The sequence below is a fragment of the Pantoea sp. EA-12 genome, assembly GCF_030053355.1.
In the GTDB taxonomy this organism is placed as follows: Bacteria; Pseudomonadota; Gammaproteobacteria; order Enterobacterales; family Enterobacteriaceae; genus Pantoea; species Pantoea vagans_C.
Genome location: NZ_JASGBY010000014.1, coordinates 12,830 through 33,215, shown reverse-complemented (window position 1 = coordinate 33,215; position 20,386 = coordinate 12,830). Strand labels below are relative to the sequence as shown.

The following is a 20,386-nucleotide window of genomic DNA, read 5'->3' as shown; positions in this document are numbered from 1 at the left end:
AGGTTATTCCTGGATATCGACGTTTTCGAAGTGATGTTTGCCTAATGGATCAACCACATAACCGGTCACTTTCTTACTCACTGGCTCATAAACGGTTGAGTGAGCAATGATCAGCGCTGGCGCCTGGTCATGCATGACAACCTGAGCCTGCTTGTACAGTTCAATACGTTTGTTGTGATCGGCTTCAGCACGTGCTGGCTGAATCAGGTCTTCAAACGGCTTGTAGCACCAGCGAGAGTAGTTAGAACCGTCTTTCGCCGCTGCACAGCTGAACAGGGTGGCGAAGAAGTTATCTGGGTCCCCATTATCACCGGTCCAGCCCATCATGACGGTCTGGTGTTCACCGGCTTTAGCGCGCTTCAGGTACTCGCCCCACTCGAAGGTGACGATTTTGGCTTTGACGCCAATTTTCGCCCAGTCAGCCTGAACCATTTCTGCCATACGGCGCGCGTTCGGGTTGTAAGGACGCTGTACCGGCATCGCCCACAGGTCGATGGAGAAGCCATCTGGCATGCCTGCTTCTTTCAGCAGCTCTTTGGCTTTAGCAGGATCGTAAGCGTAGTCTTTAACAGCATCGTTGTAGCCCCACATGGTCGGTGGGATCAGGTTTTTCGCGGCCTGGCCAGCGCCCTGATAAACCGCATCGATGATGGCTTGTTTGTTAACCGCCATGGTCAGTGCCTGACGCACTTTGACGTTATCCAGCGGTTTTTTCTCGGTGTTGAATGACAGGTAACCGACGTTCAGACCAGGCTGTTCCATCAGGTTGATTTTGTCATCTTTTTTCATGCTGGCGATGTCAGCCGGGTTTGGATACGGCATGACCTGGCACTCACCTTTCTGCAGTTTGGCGTAACGCACAGACGCATCCGGGGTGATGGAGAAGACCAGACGATCAATCTTCGGCTTGGTGCCCCAGAAGTCTGGGTTCGCTTTGTAGAGAATGCGCGAGTCTTTCTGGTATTGCTGCAGCACGAACGGACCGGTGCCCACTGGGTTGAGGTCCAGTTTTTCTGGCGTGCCGGCTTTGAGCATGTTGTCCGCATACTCTTTAGACAGGATTGAGGCGAAGTCCATGCCAAGGTCAGCAATGAACGGCGCTTCAGGACGGGTCAGGGTGAAGCGTACGGTGTAGTCGTCAACTTTGTCGATTTTGGCGATCAGCTTAGGCATGTCCATGCCTTCGAAGTATTCGTAGCTGCCGCCAGAAACACCGTGATATTTGTTGTTTTTGTCGAGCTGGCGCTCGAAGGAGAACACGACGTCATCGGCGTTGAATTCACGGGTTGGCTTGAAGTCTTTGGTGGTTTGCCACTTCACGCCTTTACGCAGGTGGAAGGTATAAGTTTTACCGTCCGCGCTGACGTCCCATTTTTCTGCCAGGCCCGGCTGCAGCTCAGTGGTACCGGTTTTGAACTCAACCAGGCGGTTGTAGATCGGTACGGAGCTGGCATCGTAAGTGGTACCCGATGTGAAGAGCTGTGGGTTGAAGCCTTCCGGCGAACCTTCTGAACAGTAAACGAGGGTTTTCGCCTGGACACCCGCGGCAACAGTCATAGCAATCAGGCTAAGACCGACCTTCAGCATCCTGGATTTAGCCAGGGAGTTGATCATGTTTTGCTCCATTGTGATGTGATGTTGTGTGCGTCGCCCGACCTCTGAATTTTTTTATGCGGTTCGGGCAGCATGCGAGTGGTTTATTTTCTCTGACAGAAAAACGCCGTCAGGATCGCCCTACTCTGCATGTTATTGACGCATCAATTTGTCAACAGTTGCAAAGAAGGTCAATACAAGGTGGGGTTATTTACACAGAGTGTGAGTAAGTGCAAGCAACGATAAAAAACAGCCTTCTCGCGCTGAGCCAAAATTAAAAAAGGTGATAAAGCGCGCAATGCCGCGTGATTATCTGGCGATGTAGTCAAATGACAGTGATTATCACCGCTAAAAAACACACAAAACTTGTTGGTAAATGTCGATTATCTGAACGATTCCCCGTGCGTTATGACGTTCAGGCAGCGAAATATGCTGGGTTAATGGCATAAGAAATCAGCAAAAAGCAAAAAGCGGTCATAAGAAGAATGTGTCGCGAATTAAGGGAGCAGGGTCGATTGGATAAGGGCTTGAGAACGTAAAGTTGGGATAATGGTGGTTTTTTGAGTTTTGTGAAGTGGAAGGGGTAATAAGTAGCCTTTATTGCTTTTAGTTTCGTTTTCAGCTCAGAGAAGGAGGCTCGATCGCAAAGACGGCGTAAATACATCCCTGTAGCCTCTACCGCCGCATCCATGCGGCGGACGCTTTGCTCCTCGAGCCCCCTTCCCATCGCACCAAGCTATTGTATCGCTGCCCAACACAACGCTGCGGAGTTGAGCAAAGGAGGGAATGCGGGGTCCGGAGTAAAGCGTCACACGCCAGGGATGGCGTGTGCCGAGCGATCAGGGACGAGACAGCGTCTTTACGGAGTGGCCCCGTATTTCATCCTGACAGGCACGTTTTTAGCAAACAACAGGCGAAAAAAAACCCGCTTTTACAAGCAGGTTTCTTAAATATGGTCGGCGAGAGAGGATTCGAACCTCCGACCCACTGGTCCCAAACCAGTTGCGCTACCAAGCTGCGCTACTCGCCGATGGGGGCGAATATTACTGCTCCCACTTTAGAGCGTCAATCCCTTTTCCATTTTTTCCGGCCGATCGCCTGAAAAGCAAGCAGTGGGGCAAAAAACCCCACCGCTCAATGGGTTCACAGCCAACCTTACAGCGTTTTAGCTGGCGTCGCGGCAGGCGCCTGACACCAGTTATTCGCTGGGTTAATTCCGCCATCCGGCGAACTGTAGCCCAGACAGCCTAAAATCGTATCAAACAACTCCACATGACGATGGGTCTTACCCACGCGCTGCTGTGCCTGTAAACGATCGAAGTTACTGCGATTGGTCGGGTCAGCCAAATACTTATCCGAAGCCCACACCATCATCGGCACGCGGAACTGCTCTGGCGGTGCCATCTCACGCGGTGTGCCGTGCAAATGCATATTCTCGCTGATCGACTCACCGTGATCGGAGGCATAAAACACGATGGCTTTCTTATCACGCAACTGATCGAGCACGCTATCCAACATGGTATCGACATACAGAATCGAATTGTCATAAGCGTTAATCAACTGCGCTTTACTGCAGGTCTCATCCACGCCCATACACTCGGGCTGATAACGGGCAAAACTACGCGGATAACGCTGTGAATAAAGATAATGTGAACCCTTGGTATGCAACACCACCAAATGCTTACCTTTCGGGAAACGTTCCAGTGAAGCCTGCAACTCCGGCACCAACAACATGTCATCGACGGCTTTACCCTGATTACGCTTCTCTGAACCAATTTGCTCGCGGAACGAGAAATTATTCACATCGGCGTTATCGTAAAACCACACTTCGCTCTGCATCGCGAACAGCTCGGATGTGAAGCCCAACTCCTTCATCACCGCAAACACATTCTGCTCTTTCAGCGTGCGCCCTGGGTTATCCATGGTGCCGCCTTCGCGCACAAACATACAACGCAATGACAGCTTGGTTGCGGTATCGCAAGACTCACCACGGAACGCCACCAAATTCTTCTCTTTCGACAGCTTCGGCGTGGTATCGCGGTCATAACCCAACAGGCCCATATGATCCCAGCGCGTGGTCTCGCCAATCACAAACACCACATAGGTATCATCAAGCCCGGCTGGCGCAACGTAAGTAAACTTTTTCGCCGGGTCCAGCAACTCCGCGCCATCCATCTCCTCATCGACCTTGGTCCAGGCAAACAGACCTAACGCCGCAATCCAGTTAGAAGGCAGATACGAGTGCGCCACCACACCGCCGTAGCTCGGCAAATCAATATTGGTGATCTCTTCATTCACTTTTTGCAGCTTGTCGAAATAACGAATCGGCAGCCACACCAGTGCCACGCTCAGCAGCAACACCAGAGTCGGTTTCAAACGCTGACCTGGTGTTTTCAACTGCTCAAACAGCGTCTGGCTCAGATTATTACGCCAGATCAACAGCAGTGGCAGGGCGCTCACCAGCACCATCCACACCACAAAATGCAGGCCAATCACTTCTTTAGAAAGATCGACATCGGTGGTCATCACCGACGCGACAATCCCGTAGCCGATCACCACGTTAAAGAAGGTCATGTAATAGGCAGCCGCGACCGAAATGACTACGCATAATGTGGCGAGAATGCGATAGGCCCACTTTCCACCGAGCGACAACAACCGCATCAGGAAGAAAGTCAGTAACACCGCGGCCAGCACTTCTGCCCCAGCAGACAGCCAATCAGTAAGGGTGGATTTCGTTAAGAAGCCGTCAAAACGGCGATAAAAAATCGGCAAATTCAACAAGATGCCGAGATACAACGCAAGCAGCAGCGATAGCTTTTGCTGCGTTAAACTCTTAATATAATTCATCTATTTTTCAATTCCTGACCCGGTGTCAATAAACCAACCTTAAATGTGACTATTTAAAGTCAATAGAGTTCGTCCGTGAGAGAGAAAAGCGCAAGCAACGAGCAGGAACGGGACGAATCTGAACCGGAACGGCATTGAGGGCGCATGCAGCGCAGCAGTAGAACATTTAACCAATGGTTAGACCAGCGAATTGTATTTCGATCCCATTAAAGGTGAAAAAAGCCCCTTGCGGGGCCTTAAACAACATCAGTTAATAATGTTCAACGTCACATCAATATTGCCGCGTGTCGCATTGGAATACGGACAAACAATGTGCGCCGCATCCACCAGCTTCTGCGCTTCTGCTGCATCCATCGCTGGCAGGTGAATGTTCAGTTTGGCTTCGATACCAAAGCCGGTTGGGATTGGGCCAATACCCACTTCACCCTCAATCCACGCGTCTTTTGGCATGGCGATCTTGTCACGGCCAGCGACAAACTTCATCGCACCGAGGAAACAGGCTGAGTAACCCGCCGCAAACAGCTGCTCTGGGTTGGTCACTTCGCCGCCTGCACCGCCCATCTCTTTTGGCACGCCCAGCTTCACATCCAGCACGTTATCAGAAGATGTCGCACGTCCATCACGACCACCGGTGGCTTTGGCTTTTGCGGTATAAACAACTTTATCTAAAGACATGATAACCTCACTATTCGCTATATAATCGCGCACTATATATCAATGCGCAGTTTTTACCTTGATATCCGGAATGCCGCCGCAGCGGCATCCACCCTTTTTATCTGGCGCGATTCAGATTGTCGCGCAAATCATCCAACTGGTTTTTCAGCGCCGTCATGGCTTCGTTGTCACAGGCTGTGGCGCACTGCACCGCTTCGGGAATGGTTTGCGCTTTCTCACGCAGCGCACGCCCTTCATCGGTTAATGTCACCACCACCTGACGCTCATCCTGGCGCGAACGCTGGCGGCGCAATAATCCGGCGGCCTCCAGACGTTTCAGCAACGGCGTCAGCGTGGCGGAATCGAGGAACAGCTGCTCGCCAATCTCCGATACCGTCACGTCATCCTGATTCCACAACACCAGCATCACCAGATATTGCGGATAAGTTATCTCCAGCCCGGCCAACAGTTGACGGTAGACTTTATGCATCGCGAGATTCGCCGAATACAGGGCAAAACAGAGGTGTTGATCAACCTGGAGTGGCATCTGCTTCACTTTTTTGTCATCTTGTTTACTGTTCATGCGATTCAATATAGATAGCGCGCTAGACAATTGCAAGCAACTTTATTCCGGAGCGTGAAAGATGCGTGATTCACTGGAAGAGCAAGCGCGCCGTTATGCCACGCAAGCACATGCTGCTGCGGGACAGCGTCGCAAATACACCGATGAACCCTATATTGTGCACCCAGCCGCAGTAGCCGAACTGGTGCGCAGCGTCACCGATGATGAACAGATGATTGCCGCCGCCTGGCTGCATGACACGGTAGAAGACACCCCCAGCACCTTACAGGACATCGAAAGTCACTTTGGCCCGCGCGTGGCAAAGCTGGTCGATATGCTGACAGACAGCGCCCAACCCAGCGCGAAAAATCGTGCCGCTCGTAAACTGGCGCACTTTCGTCATACCGCGGAAGCCTCACCCGACGCGCAAACCATCAAGCTGGCGGACATCATCGATAACACCCGCGCCATCGTACAGTTTGATCCCCACTTTGCCCGCATCTATCTGGTGGAAAAACAGATTCAAATTCAGCTATTAAATGAAGGCGATAAACAACTGTGGAAGCAGGCCGAGCAGATTATTCAGCACGGAATCGGACAGCTGGCGCAACCGCCACACAGCGTGCCGGAGAGTTGGTTTGTGAAACAGGCGGCGAAATACGGTGGATTAAGCTGAAAAAAACCCGCCGTGCAGGCGGGTCAGAGAACCGATAATCGATCTTAATCTAGCAGTTGTCGCCCCAGATACGGGTTTGCTTGCAACAACTTCATCAATTTACGTGCCGTAGCGGATGGGCGCGTACGTTGCGCCTCCCAGCTTTTTACTGACGAAACGCTCACCCCCATCACGCGGGCGAATTCATCCACCTGCATGCCGGTCATTTCGCGTAAACGCTGTGGCTCGGGAACTGATACTTCATTGAGGGAGATTTCTGATACGGCGTGCTGCGCGTCACGTGTCAAAACAATCTGCTCAAGGCTACTAAGCAACTCGACCATTGGATCTTTTATTTCCATAGAGAACTCCTTAAAACTCACTATGAAGCACGTGAAAGTAGAGAGGTAAGCGCCAGCTGGCGCTGAAACCGACGTGTTGCACACTGCGAAAGATGTCAAAACGATGCAACAAATAGCCGGGACTCTTAGTATGGGTCAGATCCCCGGCTTTGCTGCCTGATTGCTGATTATTTTTTATTCTTACTTATGTCACAGCGGGATCGATCACCATAAGTAACTGACCCGCCTGCACTTGCTGCCCGGCTTGGCGATACAGCGTATGGATTTTTCCACTCACCGGCGCCAGGATCGGGATTTCCATCTTCATCGATTCGAGAATGCCTACCGTGGCCCCCGCTTTAATGTCACTGCCTTCGTCAACCAACCATTGCCACACGCTACCCGCCACCTGGCTCTCTACCGGGCGACAACCCGCAGGCACCGCGATCTCTTCTGAACTCTGTTCCTGCAACTGACTGTCAAAGGTAAACTGACCTTCCGCACGCCAGCGCGCCAGTTCGCTGTCGAATGCCTGCTGACGCTGCTGCTGGAAGTGATCAATCTCAGCGGCCTGTTCCGTCAGCATCGCCTGATAATCTGCGAGGCGGAATTCACCCTCCTCCACGCGCAGCGGGTAATCCCCCCACGGGAAGCGTTCGCGGATCGTCAGTAACTCCTCGGCGCTGACCGGATAAAATCGGATTTGATCAAAGAAGCGCAGCAACCACGGCTGGGTAAAGGCTGCGGTCTGTCGATCGCGGTTCCACATCTGCATAGTGCGGCCAACAAACTGGTAGCCCCCCGGCCCTTCCATGCCGTACACGCACAGGTATGCACCGCCAATGCCCACCGAGTTTTCCGCTGTCCAGGTGCGAGCAGGATTGTACTTGGTGGTGACCAAACGATGGCGCGGATCAAGCGGCGTCGCCACCGGCGCACCGAGATAGACATCGCCCAGCCCCATCACTAAATATGCGGCACTGAACACAATCTCTTTCACCGCATCAACACTCTCAAGGCCATTGATGCGACGGATAAATTCGATATTACTGGGGCACCACGGCGCATTGGGGCGCACCGACTGGTCATAACGGGTGATGGCTTCACGGCAAGCGGCATCGTCCCAGCTGAGTGGCAACCACACCGTGCGTGACGGTACGGCCGCATCAGACAAGTCGCCCAGTTGCTGATCAGCGTGCAATATTTGCGCCAACAGCTCACTTCTTGCGCAGACCTGCGCATCGTAATGCACCTGCAGTGAACGGATGCCGGGGGTTAACTCTTGCTGACCCGCCAGCGGATGCGCTTCCAGCCACTGCATCAGCGCGTGCACGCGAAAACGCAGCGCGATATCCAGCATCAGATCGCCATATTCCACCAGCAGGAAACGGTCGCCCGCTGCTCGTACACTGAGCGATGGACGCCCATTCGATGCCGCATGATGGTGCAACACCGGATCAATCAGGGGCAGTGCAGCATTCACGGTAAGCGGTGCTGATTGCAGTTTGATGATCTCTTCACGTTGCGCCTGCGCCAGACGATCGGCGGTAGTCAGATCGATCGGCAGAAAGCGCACACGATCCCCGGCTTTCAGCTGACCCAACTTCCACAGATCGGCTTCAACAACCGTGGCCGGGCAGACAAAGCCACCCAGCGAAGGGCCATCGGGGCCGAGGATCACCGGCATGTCACCGGTGAAATCCACGGTGCCGAACGCATAGGCGTTGTCGTGGATGTTGGAGGGATGCATACCCGCTTCGCCACCATCGCTACGCGCCCAGGTGGGTTTGGGGCCGATCAGACGAATACCGGTGCGGCTGGAGTTATAGTGCACCTGCCACTCCGCAGCAAAAAATTCCACCATATCCTCATCGGTGAAAAAGGTCGGCGCACCGTGCGGACCGTACACCACCCGCAGCTGCCACTCGCCGTTGAGCGTGGGTACTAAGGACGCCGGGAGTGTCGCTTCCGGCAACACCTGCGGCGAGGCCAGATGCAGCACGTCACCGGCACGCAGCGCGCGTCCCGCATGCCCGCCAAATTTACCCAGCGTGAACGTACTGCGGCTGCCCAAGTAATGCGGCGTATCCAGCCCGCCCGCCAGCAACAGGTAACTGCGGCTGCCTGCACTAACCTCACCGAGCGTCAGGGTTTGCCCCGCTTGTGCACGGATAATCTGGTGCATCGCCAGCGGCTGATGATCCAAATCGGCGGCGATCGGCGCGCCGGTGAGGACAAAGCTGCACGCCTGATTAAAGCGCAGGGTTGGGCCATGCAGCGTGATCTCCAGCCCGGCGGCCTGCGCATCATTCCCCAACAGGCGGTTGCCCAGTTGAAATGATCTGCTGTCGAACGGACCGGAAGGCGGCACGCCAACGTGCCAGTAGCCCACACGCCCCGGCGCATCTTGCACCGTGGTTAAGGTGCCTCCGCTGATAATGTCCAGCGTTGGGGGCTGCCACTGGACGCCGCCCAACGTGGCGGTAATGACGCGCCCCTGCTGCACCTCCGGCAGTGCGCAGAGATGGCGCAGCCACAGCAAATTGGTTTCGATACCGTAAAGCGCGGTCGCATTCAGCGCCTGCGCCAGGCTACTGAGCGCTTCATCGCGATCGGCGGCGTGCACAATCACTTTTGCCAGCATCGGGTCGTAGAAGGGCGACACCTCCATCCCGCTCTCCACACTGCTGTCGATACGCAGCGTGGCCTGATCGATTTCGGTCGGGAACTGCACATGGCTGAGTAAACCGGCACTCGGCTGGAACTGTTTAGCAGGATCTTCTGCGTAAAGCCGCACCTGAATGGCATGGCCGTGCGCCTCGGGTTGAAGAGAGGCAAGTGGCGGCAAGGTGTGTTGCGCCAGCTCCACCATCCAGCGCACTAAGTCGACGCCGTAGACCATTTCCGTTACGCCATGCTCAACCTGCAAACGGGTATTCACTTCAAGGAACCAGAACTGCTGGCTGGCATCGTCGTAGACATACTCCACAGTGCCCGCGCTACGATAGTTCACCGCACACCCCAGCCGCACCGCTGTTGCCTGTAACTCGGCGCGCACCGCATCGCTCAATCCCGGTGCTGGCGTCTCCTCCATCACCTTCTGATTACGGCGCTGCGCCGAGCAGTCACGCTCGCCCAGGGCAATCACGTTGCCCGCACCATCACCAAAGATCTGCACTTCAATGTGGCGAGCGCGCGCGATAAATTTCTCTAAAAACACGCCATCATCGGCGAAATTATTGCCAGCAAGGCGTTTTACACGGGTAAAAGCCGCTTCCAGCTGTGATGCATCATCACAGCGCTGCATGCCAATACCGCCACCGCCCGCGGTACTTTTCAGCATCACCGGGAAGCCAATCTCATTGGCCATCACTTGCGCCTCTGCCAGCGAGGTGAGCAGGCCACTGCCCGGCAGCAACGGCACCTGGTTTTCCTGCGCTAATGCACGCGCGCGATGCTTGAGGCCAAATGCCGCCATCTGCTCGGCGCTCGGGCCGAGAAACTGCACGCCAGCCGCGACACAGCGGGTGACAAACTCCGGGTTTTCACTGAGAAATCCGTAACCTGGATGCACTGCCTGCGCGCCGCTCTGCGCAGCAATCTCCAGTAATTTTTCTTGGTTAAGGTAAGTGTCTCGTACCTGCCCGTCGCCCAACGACCAGGCTTCGTCCGCCAGACGTACATGACGGGCATGGCGATCGGCTTCGGCATACACCGCAATCGCACGGATATTCATCGCTTGCAGGGTACGAATAATACGCACGGCAATCGCGCCACGGTTGGCAATCAATACGCGATCAATCATGAGTGAACTCTCTTATTACGGCAGGTCGTCCTGCGCGGACCGTGACGGCAAAAAACGGGTCGTCCCGTTGCGTCAAAGGATCACCACACGCTGACTAAAATGGGCGTTGGGTTGTAACCGTTGCAGGGGTTGTTGAGCTGCGGGCAGTTGGAGATAAGCACCAGGATATTCATCTCCGCCACCATCTCGACATATTTGCCCGGTGCCGAGATGCCATCGGCAAAGGTCAAGCCACCATCGTGCGTCACCGGCACATTCATAAAGAAGTTGATGTTGTGGGTGATGTCGCGGCGCGTCAGGCCAAATGCGGGATTCTCTGCCACCGCCAGCATCCAGCTATCGCGGCAGGAGTGCATATGCCGTTTTTCCAGATCGTAACGCACGGTGTTGCTTTCGCAGGAACAGGCCCCTCCCAACGTATCGTGGCGTCCGCAGGTATCGGCGGTGATGGTCAGCATCGGGCGATCGGCATTGGAACGCAGCACGCTACCGGCGCTGAGGAACACATTCTTCTGCCCGCGCAGCGTGTCGCTCATGCTGTAGCGCTCGGCGGTATCATCGGCATTAAAAAACAGGGTATCGGCCGCCTGGTTGCCTTCCAGATCGGTAATCCGCAACGTCTGGCCCGCTTCAATGCGCTGTAGCCAGTAATCCCCGGCATTTACCTGCTGCTGAAATTGCGCATCGGCGAGGTTGAGTACACTTTCATTGATCATCACACTTCTCCTTGCAGCTGATACAGCGCGTTATTGCGCAGGCCGCGCTGGTTTTCACCGCGTTGCAGGCAAATCTCTGGCAGCGGCGCGCGTTGGGCATCGAGTTCGATCTGCACCGGCTGGCGCGGATAGTCGCTGGCCGCGCTCAATGGATGGGGGCAGGTGTGCAGGATCACTAAGGTGTCCATGGCAAAGCGCAGACGCACGGAGGCACCCGGCGCGCCCTGTTTCTCCAGTTTCAGCGTGCCGTTATCATCGGCGCGCACCTGGGCAAACAGGTTGAGGCAGGCCGCCGTATCTCGCTGACCTAAACCGTACTTCGCCAGTTCTGTGAGGAAGCTGTCGTATCCGTTTTGATGGCGCAGATTGCGCGCTTCCTGATAATCACTGACGCCAAAGCGCGCGGCGGTTTGCTGCGCATTCAGCGTGCCACACACCGTTTCGTGCCAGCCAAAACTGTCTTGTTCGATACCGCAGAAAATGCGCCCCATATCTGAGTAGAGGCAGTGCCCCGCCGTCAGGCGGAAGGTGTGCTGGCACTTCAGCGTGTCGGGCGCGTTGTAGCGTTCCAGCAGATTTTCCGGGTTATAAAACAGCAGGCCGACATTGGCACCGCCTTCGATATCGGTCAGCGTCAGCGCGGTACCGCTGCGCATCACCAGTGACCAGTGCGAACCCGCCGGTAACAGCGTTTGATAAGCATTCATGCTTCTCTCCTTTAAGCCACCTGCGGCTCAGACGGCAAGCCAGCCGTAGGCTGATCGCGGTCGAGTGGCAGGTCATAAGTGATAGTGGCGCCCCAGGCTTCCGGCGCATGCGGGTCATGACGCAGTTTGTCGAACACCAGCAGGCGCGAAGCCAGGCTGAAGCCCTCTTTCAGGTCATGGGTGATCATAAAAATGGTCAGGTTGTGCTCCTGCCACAGGCGGGTAATCAGCTGGTGCATCTCGCTGCGAATGCCAGGATCGAGTGCGCCAAACGGCTCGTCGAGCAACAGGATGCGCGGCTGTTTCATCAGTGCCTGCGCCAGCGCCAGGCGCTGCTGCATGCCGCCAGAGAGCTGGTGTGGGTATTTGTTCTGCGCATGTTCCAGCCCCACCTGCGCCAGCATCGCCTGCGCCCGTTGCCGAATCTCCAGGCGTTTCTTCCCCCACACGCGCCCCAGCCAGCGTGCGGTGCTGAACTCTTCCGCCAGCATCACGTTGCCCAGCACCGTCAGATGGGGAAAGACCGAGTAACGCTGAAACACCACGCCGCGCTGGGCATCCGGTTCGTCCGGAATCGGTTCGCCATCCAGCAGCAGTTGCCCTTTGGTCGGTGATTCGGTGCCGAGCAACATGTTGAGAAAGGTGGTTTTGCCGCAGCCGGATGCACCGACAATCGCCACAAACTCGCCCTCCTCCACGTCGATATTGAGTCGTTCCAACACCACTTGATCGCCGTAGTGCTTTTGCAGATTTTTCAGTTGCAGTAATGGCATCGCTCGCCCCTTGGTTATTTCGCGTGATACCACGGCCAGCAACGACGGCTAATCAGCCGCAGTAGCAGGTCGAGCATAAAGGCCAGCAGGGCAATCCACGCCACGTACGGCAGGATCACATCCATCGCCAGATAGCGACGCATCAGGAAGATGCGATAGCCCAGCCCTTCGGTGGCCGCAATGGCTTCAGCAGCGATCAGGAACAGCCAGGCAGAGGCCAGCGACAGGCGCACCGCATCAAACAGGCGCGGCATCAGCTGCGGCAGGATCACGCGCCACAACACCTGGGCACTGTGGCCGCCCAGCGTCTGCGCTTTCACCAGCTGTTCACGCGGAATTTTCTGCACCTGTAGCTGCAAATCACGCGCAATCAGCGGAGTGATGCCAATCACAATCAGCACTACCTTTGACACTTCGCCTAAGCCGAAACAGATAAACAAAATCGGCAGAATTGCCAGCGGTGGCACCAGCGCCACCACCGTCACCAGTGGTGCCAGTACCGCACGCACCACCGGCAATGCCCCGGTGAACAGGCCCAGCGCCAGCGCCAGCAGTGCGCTGATCACGACGCCACTGAGCAGGCGCCCCAGGCTGGCGACAGTATCGGTCCACAGCAGGTATTCACCGGTGCGCGGGCTGGGTTCAAACGCCATGCGGCTAATCGCCTCGCCCATGGCATTAAATCCCGGCAACAGTTTGTCTGCGGCGTTCAGGCTGAGACGCGCATCCGACGCGAACAGATAGACCAGCAGCAGCGCCAGCAGCGGCAGGATGCCAAGCAGCAGGCGGCCGAGCGGCAGCGGTTGGTAGTTGATCAATTTACGCATCGGCTTCGCCTCGCTTACAGCTGCCCAGCGGCCGCCAGTTTGGTGTATTCATCGGTGAAGCGCAGTTTCAGGTTATTGGCATCACCCCAGTTACCGGCTGGCGTTTCGACCCCCACCACATCAGCACTCGGTGCACCTTCACCCAGCAAACCGTGTTTGAAAGAGAACTCGGCGACCATCTGCATGGTGGCTTTGAGCTGCGGGCTATCGACGAAATCGAGGGTGGTTTTGGCATCGCTGAACAGGTGTGTTGCCGCCAGTTGCTGGTCAAAACCGGCCAGATCGGTGCCTGATGCCTGCGCCATCTGGGTGCGCGCTGCTTTCGCGCTGTCGCTCTGGCCCGACATGGTTTTCAGCGTTTCATACCAGGCACCGGTCAGGGCTTTGCCGAGCTGCGGATACTTTTTCAGGGTTGCGGTGTTCACCACCAGCAAATCGAGGATTTCGCCCGGGATCTGAGCAGAGGAGAAGACTAAGTGACTGTCCGGCTGCTTTTCCGCTTCGGCCAGCAGCGGGTTCCAGGTCACGATGGAGTGCACATCCTGAGTGCCAAACGCGGCCACCAGATCGGCATCAGCGGTATTAACCACTTTGACATCCTTCTCGCTCATGCCGGATTTCTCCAGCGCACGCGCCAGCAGATAGTGGGACACCGAGAGTTCCACCAGATTGATCGGCTTGCCTTTAAGCGAGGCGATATTGCCTTTACCTTTCAGCAGGATGCCATCATTGCCGTTGGAGTAGTCGCCGACGATCAGCGCGGTACTGTCCACGCCACCGGTGGCCGGAATGGTCAGCGCATCCATGTTGGTCATGGTGCAGCCGTCAAAGCCACCGGCGGTGTACTGGTTCACCGATTCGATATAGTCGTTAACCTGAACAAACTGGATATCAATGCCGTATTTATCGGCCCATTTTTTGACGATGCCGCTTTGTTGGGCAAAGTCCCATGGCATCCATCCGGCGTAAATGGACCAGCAAATCTTGAAGGAGGGTTTGTCGGCGGCCAGCGTGTTGACGCTAAACAGCACGGCAGTGCAAAGCAACAGCAGGCGAAGGCAGGCTTTGATCATGAGGATTCCTCTGACGTTAACGGGCTGAAATAAAGCAGGAGGCGGCGAGCAACGATCTCGCTTTCCTCCCGGGCTTTTATCCCGCCGTGTAACCGTCAGAGGACGGTCGGTCACTCTCGGACCAGCATCTTTCGATCGGAACCCTAGTGACCCATTGCAAATTGTCTGGCGACGTCGGTTGCCCGCTATCGCTCCTGCATCTGATTAATGACATTCAAAAAAAGTGCCAATATTTATCTCGTTGAAAAACAACAAAATTATCAAATGCACCGGCGGATGATGACCGTTCACTGCACAGCGATGCAGCAGCAGCGCACCAACATGTCGCAAGCAGCGCTTGCCTGAATTTGATGTGGCTCGCAAATTCTCACTGGCACTAAAAAAACTTTTACTGACTGTTCAAAGGGTTATTCATTTCATCGCACCGCCACAGCCGAACCAATCCAACATTGGTTCACTTCTTGCCTAAGCTGAGAAAGCCCATTGCTCAGCGTTTCATCAATAAAACTGCTGGATAAGCCGGAATACCGATCTTTTTCTGATGTTTAAACAGGCGAACCAATCATGAATCATTCGTCAGAGAGCGCCCGAAACTCCAGTTCTGCCCTGGAGCAATTGCGTCAACTGATCCAGCAACACGAGCAACAACCGGATCGTGCCCTGCCGACGGAACGTGAATTGGCGGAACGCTTTAACGTCGGTCGTCGCGAAATCCGCCGCGCGTTGGATGTGCTGGAAGAAGAAGGGCGCATCTGGCGTAAACAGGGTAAAGGCACCTTTGTGGGCCCGGCAGCACCAGTACAACCTCTGGCGCTGCACGATCTGCCACAGCAGTCCAATCTGCTGGAGGTGATGGAAGCGCGTTTACAGCTGGAGCCGGGGCTGGCAAGGCTTGCCGCCCTGCGCGCCAGCAAAGAGCAAATTGCCCTGATGCAGCGTCTGCTGGAGCGCATGCACGGTATCACTGCGCCAGAAGATGGCGATCAGCACGAGCTGTGGGACAGCGCCTTTCATCGCGCCATCGCGGAAGCGGCCGGTAACCGCCTGATGCTGGGCCTGTTTGATGCGGTAGATGCGGTGCGCCGCGACCCCGGCTGGCAGCACCTGCGCGTGCAGGCACGCACCCCTGCGCGCCTCGATAACTACGACAACCACCATCAGCGCCTGGTCAATCACATTGCGCAGCGCCAGCCGCATGAAGCCGCCGCCGCGATGCGTGAGCATTTGCTGGCGCTACAACAGGCGCTGCTGGAAGCGCTTTACTCTCACCAAGAGGAGTCGCCATGAGCGGTCACCCGGTTTTAGCGGTACGCAATCTGCGCGTGAAATTTCGCGGTTCTCCCGTCACGGTGCTGGATGATATTTCCCTGACGCTGCATGCCGGTGAAACCCTGGCACTGGTCGGTGAATCGGGCTGCGGCAAAAGCATCACCTCATTAACGCTGATGGGGTTACAGCCCAACAGCGCCGAGATAGAGCAAGGCGAAATGACGTTTGATGGGCGCGACCTGCGCGATCTCAGCGCCAGCGACTATGCCGATTTGCGAGGCAATCAGCTGGCGATGATTTTCCAGGAGCCGATGACCTCGCTCAATCCCGCCTTTACCCTCGGCGACCAGCTCAGTGAAGCGGTGATGCGCCACCGTAACGTCAACCGCCGCACCGCGTGGGAAGCCGCGCTTAGCATCCTGCAAAAAGTGCAGATCCCCGCACCGGAGATGCGCCTCAAAGCCTATCCGCATCAGCTCTCTGGCGGCATGCGTCAACGCGTGATGATCGCCATGGCGCTGATTAACCAGCCGAAACTGCTGATTGCCGATGAGCCGACCACCGCGCTGGACGTCACCATTCAGGCGCAAATTCTGGCGCTGCTGAATACCCTGAAGCAGGAAACCGGCACCGCCGTGCTAATGATCACCCATGACCTGGGCGTGGTCGCCGAAGTCGCCCAGCATGTCGCGGTGATGTACGCCGGGCAGGTGGTGGAAAGCGGCAGCGTAGAGGAAATTTTCAACGACCCACAGCACCCTTACACCATTGGCCTGATGGGATCGATTCCCAGCCTGAGCGGCCGTAACGGCGCGCTGGCGACCATTCCCGGCCAGGTGCCGCTGCCGGAAAACATGCCAGCAGGTTGCCGCTTCGCCAACCGCTGCCCGTTTGCCGAAACGCGCTGCCAGCACAATCGCCCGGCGCTGCGGGCGCTGGCCCCCGATCATCAGGTGGCGTGTTTCCGCGCTCCGCTGGAACAGTACGTTGCGCTGGGAGAGATCGCATGAACCCGATTTTAGAGTGCCGTGATTTAAGCAAAACCTTCGCTGGGCCCACCCGCCTGTTTCAACGCAACCGCGGTGTCACGGCAGTGGACCGCGTGTCGTTACAGGTGATGCCGGGCGAAACGCTGGCGATTGTCGGTGAATCCGGCTCCGGTAAATCGACGCTGGGCCGCTTGCTGTTGCGCCTGCTGGCGGCCAGTGCGGGCGAAGTGTTGTATCAGGGCGAAAGCATTACCGATGCCAGCGGTGCGCGCCTGAACCAACTGCGCCGCGAGCTACAAATCATCTTTCAGGACCCTTTCGCCTCACTGAATCCACGCATGACGGTGCAGCAGATTGTCGGCGAACCGCTGTGGCTACATGAAAGGCTGAGCCGCGAAGATCGTCACGCGCGCGTGGCCGAGTTGCTGCGCACCGTGGGTTTGCCCGCCGCCTGGGCTGAGCGCTATCCGCACGAGTTCTCCGGCGGTCAGCGTCAGCGTATCGGCATTGCCCGCGCACTCGCCTCTCAGCCCAAACTGCTGCTGGGCGATGAGCCGGTTTCTGCGCTGGATGTTTCTGTGCAAGCACAGGTCGTAAACCTGCTGGAGAGCCTGAAACAGCAGTTTGGCCTGACGATGATCATCGTCGCCCACGGTCTGGCGGTGATCCGCCATATGAGCGATCGCGTGGCGGTGATGTACCTCGGGCAGATCGTGGAAGTCGCCAGCGTGGAAGAGATTTTTGATGCCCCGCTGCACCCTTACACTCAGGCGCTGATCGCCTCTGCCCCGCAGATGCAGCCGGGGGCCAGCCGTCAGATTCCGATGCTGCAGGGCGATCTGCCCAATCCGGCCAATCCACCGTCCGGCTGCCGCTTTCACACCCGCTGCCCTTGGGCCACCTCGGATTGCCGTCAGTTTGAACCGATCAATCAGGTGTTGAGCGGTGGACGCCAGATTGCCTGTCATCGCTGGCAGGAGATTAACCGCGATCGCAGCGTCATCACCATCGCACCGCCCTCCGCTGCCTTTTTACGACGCCGCGCGCTGTTTGAGCAGGCCGTCAAACAACAAGCTTAACCCTCTGGAGATTCGCCTGTGAACAAAGCTCGTCATACGTTATTCACCGCCTTAAGCGGCTTGTTATTGCTCGGTGCCAGTGCCCACAGCCAGGCTGAAAGTGTTATCCGCATTGGTCTGGGGGCCGATCCGGACATGCTCGATCCCCATCTGGCACGCACCTATTACGGTCGCTTTGTCTTTGCCGCGATGTGTGACCGCCTGGTAGATGTGGATGAAAATCTGAAGGTGGTGCCAGGACTGGCAACCGACTGGTCATGGAGCGATGAGGGCAAAACCCTGACCATGAACCTGCGCAGCGGCGTGACCTTCCAGGATGGCGAAAAATTCGATGCCAACGCGGTGAAGTTCAATATTGAGCGCGCGTTAACGCTGCCGGGCTCGCTGCGTAAAAGCGAAATCTCCTCGATTGACAGCGTCGAGGTGAGCGGCCCAATGCAGGTGAAGTTTCACCTGAAAAAACCCGATGCGGCGCTACTCAGCCAACTGACCGACCGCGCCGGTGCCATGCTGGCCCCGGAAGCCGCGAAAAAACCCGACTTCGCCACGCATCCGGTCTGCTCGGGTCCGTATCAGTTTGTCAGCCGCGTGCAGCAGGACCGCATTGTGCTGCAGCGTTATAACAACTACTGGAATAAAGACGCTTACCACTTCGATAAAGTGATCTTCCTGCCGATTCCGGATGCCTCAGTGCGTCTCGCTAACCTGCGCGCAGGCGATCTCGACCTCACTGAAGGCGTGGCCGCCAGCGATGTGAAAACCGTTGAAGCGGACAGCAAGCTGGCTTTAGCCAAAGTCACGGGCCTCGGTTATCAAGGCATTACCTTCAATATCAATAACGGCAAAGTCGACGCCAATAGCCCATTGAAAGATGCGCGTGTGCGTGAAGCCTTCTCGCTGGCGATCGATCGCGATGCCCTGAATCAGGTGGCATTTGAAGGGCTGTATACGCCAGCTAATCAGGCGTTTTCTCCGGTAAGCCCTTATCACGTCAACACGCCTATCGCCGCACGCGACGTGGAGAAAGCCAAGGCGCTGTTAAAAGCCGCAGGCGTGACTACGCCACTGAATCTGACACTGATGGTGACCAACAACCCCACGGCACAGCAGGTCGGTCAGGTGATTCAGGCGATGGTGGGTGAGGCGGGCTTTAACCTCAATTTACAGATGAGTGAGTTCGCTACCTTGCTGGATCGCCAGCAGCGCGGCGATTACCAGCTCAGTTTATCAGGCTGGTCAGGTCGTCCCGATCCGGATGGCAGCATCTACTCCTTTATCAACAGCAAAGGCACGCTGAATGATGGGCGCTACAGCAGTGCGCAAGTCGATGAGTGGCTGAACGCTGCCCGCCTCACCAATGACCAGGCACAACGCCAGGCGCTTTACGGCAAGGTGGTGAATCAACTGCAAACCGATATGCCCATCGCCTATCTCTACTTTGAGCCACGTATTTTTGGCATGACGAAAAAGTTGCAGGGCTTTAAAGCCTGGCCGGATGGTTTAGTCCGTCTGGCCGGTGTGAGCCTGGCGCAGTAAACCGCTGAGGAGCGATGATGCTGGAACTGATTGTTAAACGCCTGCTGCTGGCCATTCCGACGCTGCTGCTGGTGAGCATTATGGTGTTCGCCCTGCAAAAACTGCTGCCGGGCGATCCGGTGCTGGCGATGGCCGGAGAGGAGCGCGATCCGGCGGTGATTGCGCAGTTACGTGCCGAGTATCACCTTGATGATCCGATTTCTACCCAGTATTTCGCGTGGGTGGGGAGTGCGCTGCAAGGCGATCTTGGCATGTCACTGCGCACCAAAGAGCCGGTCACTGCGCTGATCGCCAGCAAACTGCCGGTGACGCTGGAGCTGTCGCTGTTGGCGATGATCATTGCGCTTTCGATTGGCATCAGCATGGGCATCATCGCGGCGGTGCGTAAAGACAGTTGGGTCGATCACACCACCAACTTCGTCGCGCTATCCGGCATTTCGGTGCCGCATTTTTGGCTGGGTATCCTGCTGATTCTGCTGTTTTCCGTGCATCTGCAATGGTTGCCCGCCTCCGGGTTTGTGCCGGTCAGCGAAGATGTGGTGCAGAACCTGAAAACCTTGTTGCTGCCTGCGCTGGTGTTAGGCACCGGCCTGGCGGCGACGCTGATGCGGCATACCCGTGCCTCAATGATCGGCGTGCTGAAAGCGGATTACATCCGTACCGCACGCGCCAAAGGGTTGCTGGCACCAAAAGTGGTGCTGAAGCATGCCTTCCGCAACGCCTTAATGCCGATCGTCACACTCACCACGCTGCTGTTTGGTGAGCTGCTGGGCGGCGCGGTGCTGACTGAGCAGGTTTTCACCCTGCCCGGTTTCGGCAAGATGATTGTTGATGCGGTCTTCAACCGTGATTACGCCGTGGTGCAAGGCGTGGTGCTGGTGGTGGCGATCGGCTTTTTGCTGCTCAATCTGCTGGCGGATGTGCTCTATCTGTTAATCAACCCGAAAATGCGAGGCTAGC

At 56.4% G+C, this 20,386-nt stretch carries 18 protein-coding genes, 1 tRNA gene and 1 riboswitch; of the genes, 7 read left to right on the top strand and 12 right to left on the bottom strand.

Going from position 1 to position 20,386, the window contains the following annotated elements; all coding sequences use genetic code 11:
• Positions 1-3 precede the first annotated feature (3 nt).
• From dppA to QMZ30_RS19240, 5 genes are all read right to left on the bottom strand, one after another.
• Positions 4-1,614 carry a dipeptide ABC transporter periplasmic-binding protein DppA gene (dppA, locus tag QMZ30_RS19260; protein WP_039335000.1) on the bottom strand — a complete coding sequence of 537 codons (1,611 nt, stop codon included), beginning with the start codon at positions 1,612-1,614 and terminating at the stop codon, positions 4-6.
• A gap of 932 nt (positions 1,615-2,546) precedes the next feature.
• A tRNA-Pro gene (locus QMZ30_RS19255) sits at positions 2,547-2,623 on the bottom strand.
• A 125-nt stretch (positions 2,624-2,748) separates the two neighbouring features.
• Positions 2,749-4,440, bottom strand: coding sequence for a kdo(2)-lipid A phosphoethanolamine 7''-transferase (eptB, locus tag QMZ30_RS19250; RefSeq protein ID WP_283228616.1), 1,692 nt, complete (start codon positions 4,438-4,440; stop codon positions 2,749-2,751).
• A 246-nt stretch (positions 4,441-4,686) separates the two neighbouring features.
• Positions 4,687-5,115 (bottom strand): organic hydroperoxide resistance protein, encoded by a 429-nt coding sequence (locus QMZ30_RS19245; protein WP_039335004.1) that lies wholly within the window; start codon positions 5,113-5,115, stop codon positions 4,687-4,689.
• Positions 5,116-5,212: 97 nt separating this feature from the next.
• Positions 5,213-5,677, bottom strand: a complete 465-nt coding sequence (locus QMZ30_RS19240; RefSeq protein WP_039335005.1) for a MarR family winged helix-turn-helix transcriptional regulator — start codon at positions 5,675-5,677, stop codon at positions 5,213-5,215.
• 61 nt (positions 5,678-5,738) lie between these two features.
• Here QMZ30_RS19240 and QMZ30_RS19235 point away from each other — a divergent pair, with 61 nt between their 5' ends.
• Positions 5,739-6,332 carry an HD domain-containing protein gene (locus tag QMZ30_RS19235; protein WP_283228615.1) on the top strand — a complete coding sequence of 198 codons (594 nt, stop codon included), beginning with the start codon at positions 5,739-5,741 and terminating at the stop codon, positions 6,330-6,332.
• A gap of 44 nt (positions 6,333-6,376) precedes the next feature.
• Here the strand turns inward: QMZ30_RS19235 and QMZ30_RS19230 are convergent, their stop codons facing one another.
• The 7 genes from QMZ30_RS19230 to QMZ30_RS19200 form a co-directional block, all read right to left on the bottom strand.
• Positions 6,377-6,673, bottom strand: a complete 297-nt coding sequence (locus QMZ30_RS19230) for an HTH-type transcriptional regulator (RefSeq protein WP_058972838.1) — start codon at positions 6,671-6,673, stop codon at positions 6,377-6,379.
• A gap of 184 nt (positions 6,674-6,857) precedes the next feature.
• Positions 6,858-10,457, bottom strand: a complete 3,600-nt coding sequence (gene uca / locus QMZ30_RS19225) for an urea carboxylase (RefSeq protein WP_283228614.1) — start codon at positions 10,455-10,457, stop codon at positions 6,858-6,860.
• A gap of 80 nt (positions 10,458-10,537) precedes the next feature.
• Positions 10,538-11,173 carry an urea amidolyase associated protein UAAP2 gene (locus QMZ30_RS19220; protein ID WP_058972837.1) on the bottom strand — a complete coding sequence of 212 codons (636 nt, stop codon included), beginning with the start codon at positions 11,171-11,173 and terminating at the stop codon, positions 10,538-10,540.
• Positions 11,173-11,880, bottom strand: a complete 708-nt coding sequence (locus tag QMZ30_RS19215) for an urea amidolyase associated protein UAAP1 (protein WP_283228613.1) — start codon at positions 11,878-11,880, stop codon at positions 11,173-11,175. The genes QMZ30_RS19220 and QMZ30_RS19215 overlap by 1 nt, the downstream gene beginning before the upstream one ends.
• 11 nt (positions 11,881-11,891) lie before the next feature.
• On the bottom strand, positions 11,892-12,653 hold the full coding sequence (locus tag QMZ30_RS19210; protein ID WP_283228612.1) for an ABC transporter ATP-binding protein: 762 nt from the start codon (positions 12,651-12,653) through the stop codon (positions 11,892-11,894).
• 14 nt (positions 12,654-12,667) lie between these two features.
• Positions 12,668-13,480 (bottom strand): ABC transporter permease, encoded by an 813-nt coding sequence (locus tag QMZ30_RS19205; RefSeq protein WP_283228611.1) that lies wholly within the window; start codon positions 13,478-13,480, stop codon positions 12,668-12,670.
• Between the two features lie 14 nt (positions 13,481-13,494).
• On the bottom strand, positions 13,495-14,553 hold the full coding sequence (locus QMZ30_RS19200; RefSeq protein ID WP_283228610.1) for a putative urea ABC transporter substrate-binding protein: 1,059 nt from the start codon (positions 14,551-14,553) through the stop codon (positions 13,495-13,497).
• Positions 14,554-14,616: 63 nt separating this feature from the next.
• Positions 14,617-14,711: riboswitch (guanidine-I (ykkC/yxkD leader) on the bottom strand.
• Between the two features lie 49 nt (positions 14,712-14,760).
• Between QMZ30_RS19200 and QMZ30_RS19195 the strand changes: the two genes are divergently transcribed.
• From QMZ30_RS19195 to QMZ30_RS19170, 6 genes are all read left to right on the top strand, one after another.
• A complete protein-coding gene (locus QMZ30_RS19195) occupies positions 14,761-14,898 on the top strand; it encodes a hypothetical protein (protein ID WP_283228609.1) in 138 nt (45 codons plus the stop codon).
• 219 nt (positions 14,899-15,117) lie between these two features.
• Complete coding sequence (locus tag QMZ30_RS19190; RefSeq protein ID WP_283228608.1) at positions 15,118-15,840, top strand: FadR/GntR family transcriptional regulator; 723 nt, start codon at positions 15,118-15,120, stop codon at positions 15,838-15,840.
• Complete coding sequence (locus QMZ30_RS19185; RefSeq protein ID WP_283228607.1) at positions 15,837-16,832, top strand: ABC transporter ATP-binding protein; 996 nt, start codon at positions 15,837-15,839, stop codon at positions 16,830-16,832. The genes QMZ30_RS19190 and QMZ30_RS19185 overlap by 4 nt, the downstream gene beginning before the upstream one ends.
• Positions 16,829-17,890, top strand: coding sequence for an ABC transporter ATP-binding protein (locus QMZ30_RS19180; RefSeq protein WP_283228606.1), 1,062 nt, complete (start codon positions 16,829-16,831; stop codon positions 17,888-17,890). Before QMZ30_RS19185 ends, QMZ30_RS19180 begins: the two co-directional genes overlap by 4 nt.
• An 18-nt stretch (positions 17,891-17,908) precedes the next feature.
• Positions 17,909-19,426, top strand: a complete 1,518-nt coding sequence (locus tag QMZ30_RS19175; protein WP_283228605.1) for an ABC transporter substrate-binding protein — start codon at positions 17,909-17,911, stop codon at positions 19,424-19,426.
• A gap of 17 nt (positions 19,427-19,443) precedes the next feature.
• Entirely contained in the window at positions 19,444-20,385 is a 942-nt protein-coding gene (locus tag QMZ30_RS19170) for an ABC transporter permease (protein ID WP_283228604.1), read from the top strand.
• Position 20,386: the final 1 nt, after the last annotated feature.

What these genes read in the sequence shown, in the direction of transcription:
- QMZ30_RS19180 (WP_283228606.1), top strand. Translation starts at nt 16,829, where the DNA reads ATGAACCCGATTTTAGAGTGCCGTGATTTAAGCAAAACCTTCGCTGGG.
- QMZ30_RS19205 (WP_283228611.1), bottom strand. Translation starts at nt 13,480, where the DNA reads ATGCGTAAATTGATCAACTACCAACCGCTGCCGCTCGGCCGCCTGCTG.
- QMZ30_RS19185 (WP_283228607.1), top strand. Translation starts at nt 15,837, where the DNA reads ATGAGCGGTCACCCGGTTTTAGCGGTACGCAATCTGCGCGTGAAATTT.
- QMZ30_RS19220 (WP_058972837.1), bottom strand. Translation starts at nt 11,173, where the DNA reads ATGATCAATGAAAGTGTACTCAACCTCGCCGATGCGCAATTTCAGCAG.
- QMZ30_RS19230 (WP_058972838.1), bottom strand. Translation starts at nt 6,673, where the DNA reads ATGGAAATAAAAGATCCAATGGTCGAGTTGCTTAGTAGCCTTGAGCAG.
- QMZ30_RS19170 (WP_283228604.1), top strand. Translation starts at nt 19,444, where the DNA reads ATGCTGGAACTGATTGTTAAACGCCTGCTGCTGGCCATTCCGACGCTG.
- QMZ30_RS19210 (WP_283228612.1), bottom strand. Translation starts at nt 12,653, where the DNA reads ATGCCATTACTGCAACTGAAAAATCTGCAAAAGCACTACGGCGATCAA.
- QMZ30_RS19190 (WP_283228608.1), top strand. Translation starts at nt 15,118, where the DNA reads ATGAATCATTCGTCAGAGAGCGCCCGAAACTCCAGTTCTGCCCTGGAG.
- QMZ30_RS19195 (WP_283228609.1), top strand. Translation starts at nt 14,761, where the DNA reads ATGACATTCAAAAAAAGTGCCAATATTTATCTCGTTGAAAAACAACAA.
- uca (WP_283228614.1), bottom strand. Translation starts at nt 10,457, where the DNA reads ATGATTGATCGCGTATTGATTGCCAACCGTGGCGCGATTGCCGTGCGT.
- QMZ30_RS19240 (WP_039335005.1), bottom strand. Translation starts at nt 5,677, where the DNA reads ATGAACAGTAAACAAGATGACAAAAAAGTGAAGCAGATGCCACTCCAG.
- eptB (WP_283228616.1), bottom strand. Translation starts at nt 4,440, where the DNA reads ATGAATTATATTAAGAGTTTAACGCAGCAAAAGCTATCGCTGCTGCTT.
- QMZ30_RS19245 (WP_039335004.1), bottom strand. Translation starts at nt 5,115, where the DNA reads ATGTCTTTAGATAAAGTTGTTTATACCGCAAAAGCCAAAGCCACCGGT.
- QMZ30_RS19235 (WP_283228615.1), top strand. Translation starts at nt 5,739, where the DNA reads ATGCGTGATTCACTGGAAGAGCAAGCGCGCCGTTATGCCACGCAAGCA.
- QMZ30_RS19200 (WP_283228610.1), bottom strand. Translation starts at nt 14,553, where the DNA reads ATGATCAAAGCCTGCCTTCGCCTGCTGTTGCTTTGCACTGCCGTGCTG.
- QMZ30_RS19215 (WP_283228613.1), bottom strand. Translation starts at nt 11,880, where the DNA reads ATGAATGCTTATCAAACGCTGTTACCGGCGGGTTCGCACTGGTCACTG.
- dppA (WP_039335000.1), bottom strand. Translation starts at nt 1,614, where the DNA reads ATGATCAACTCCCTGGCTAAATCCAGGATGCTGAAGGTCGGTCTTAGC.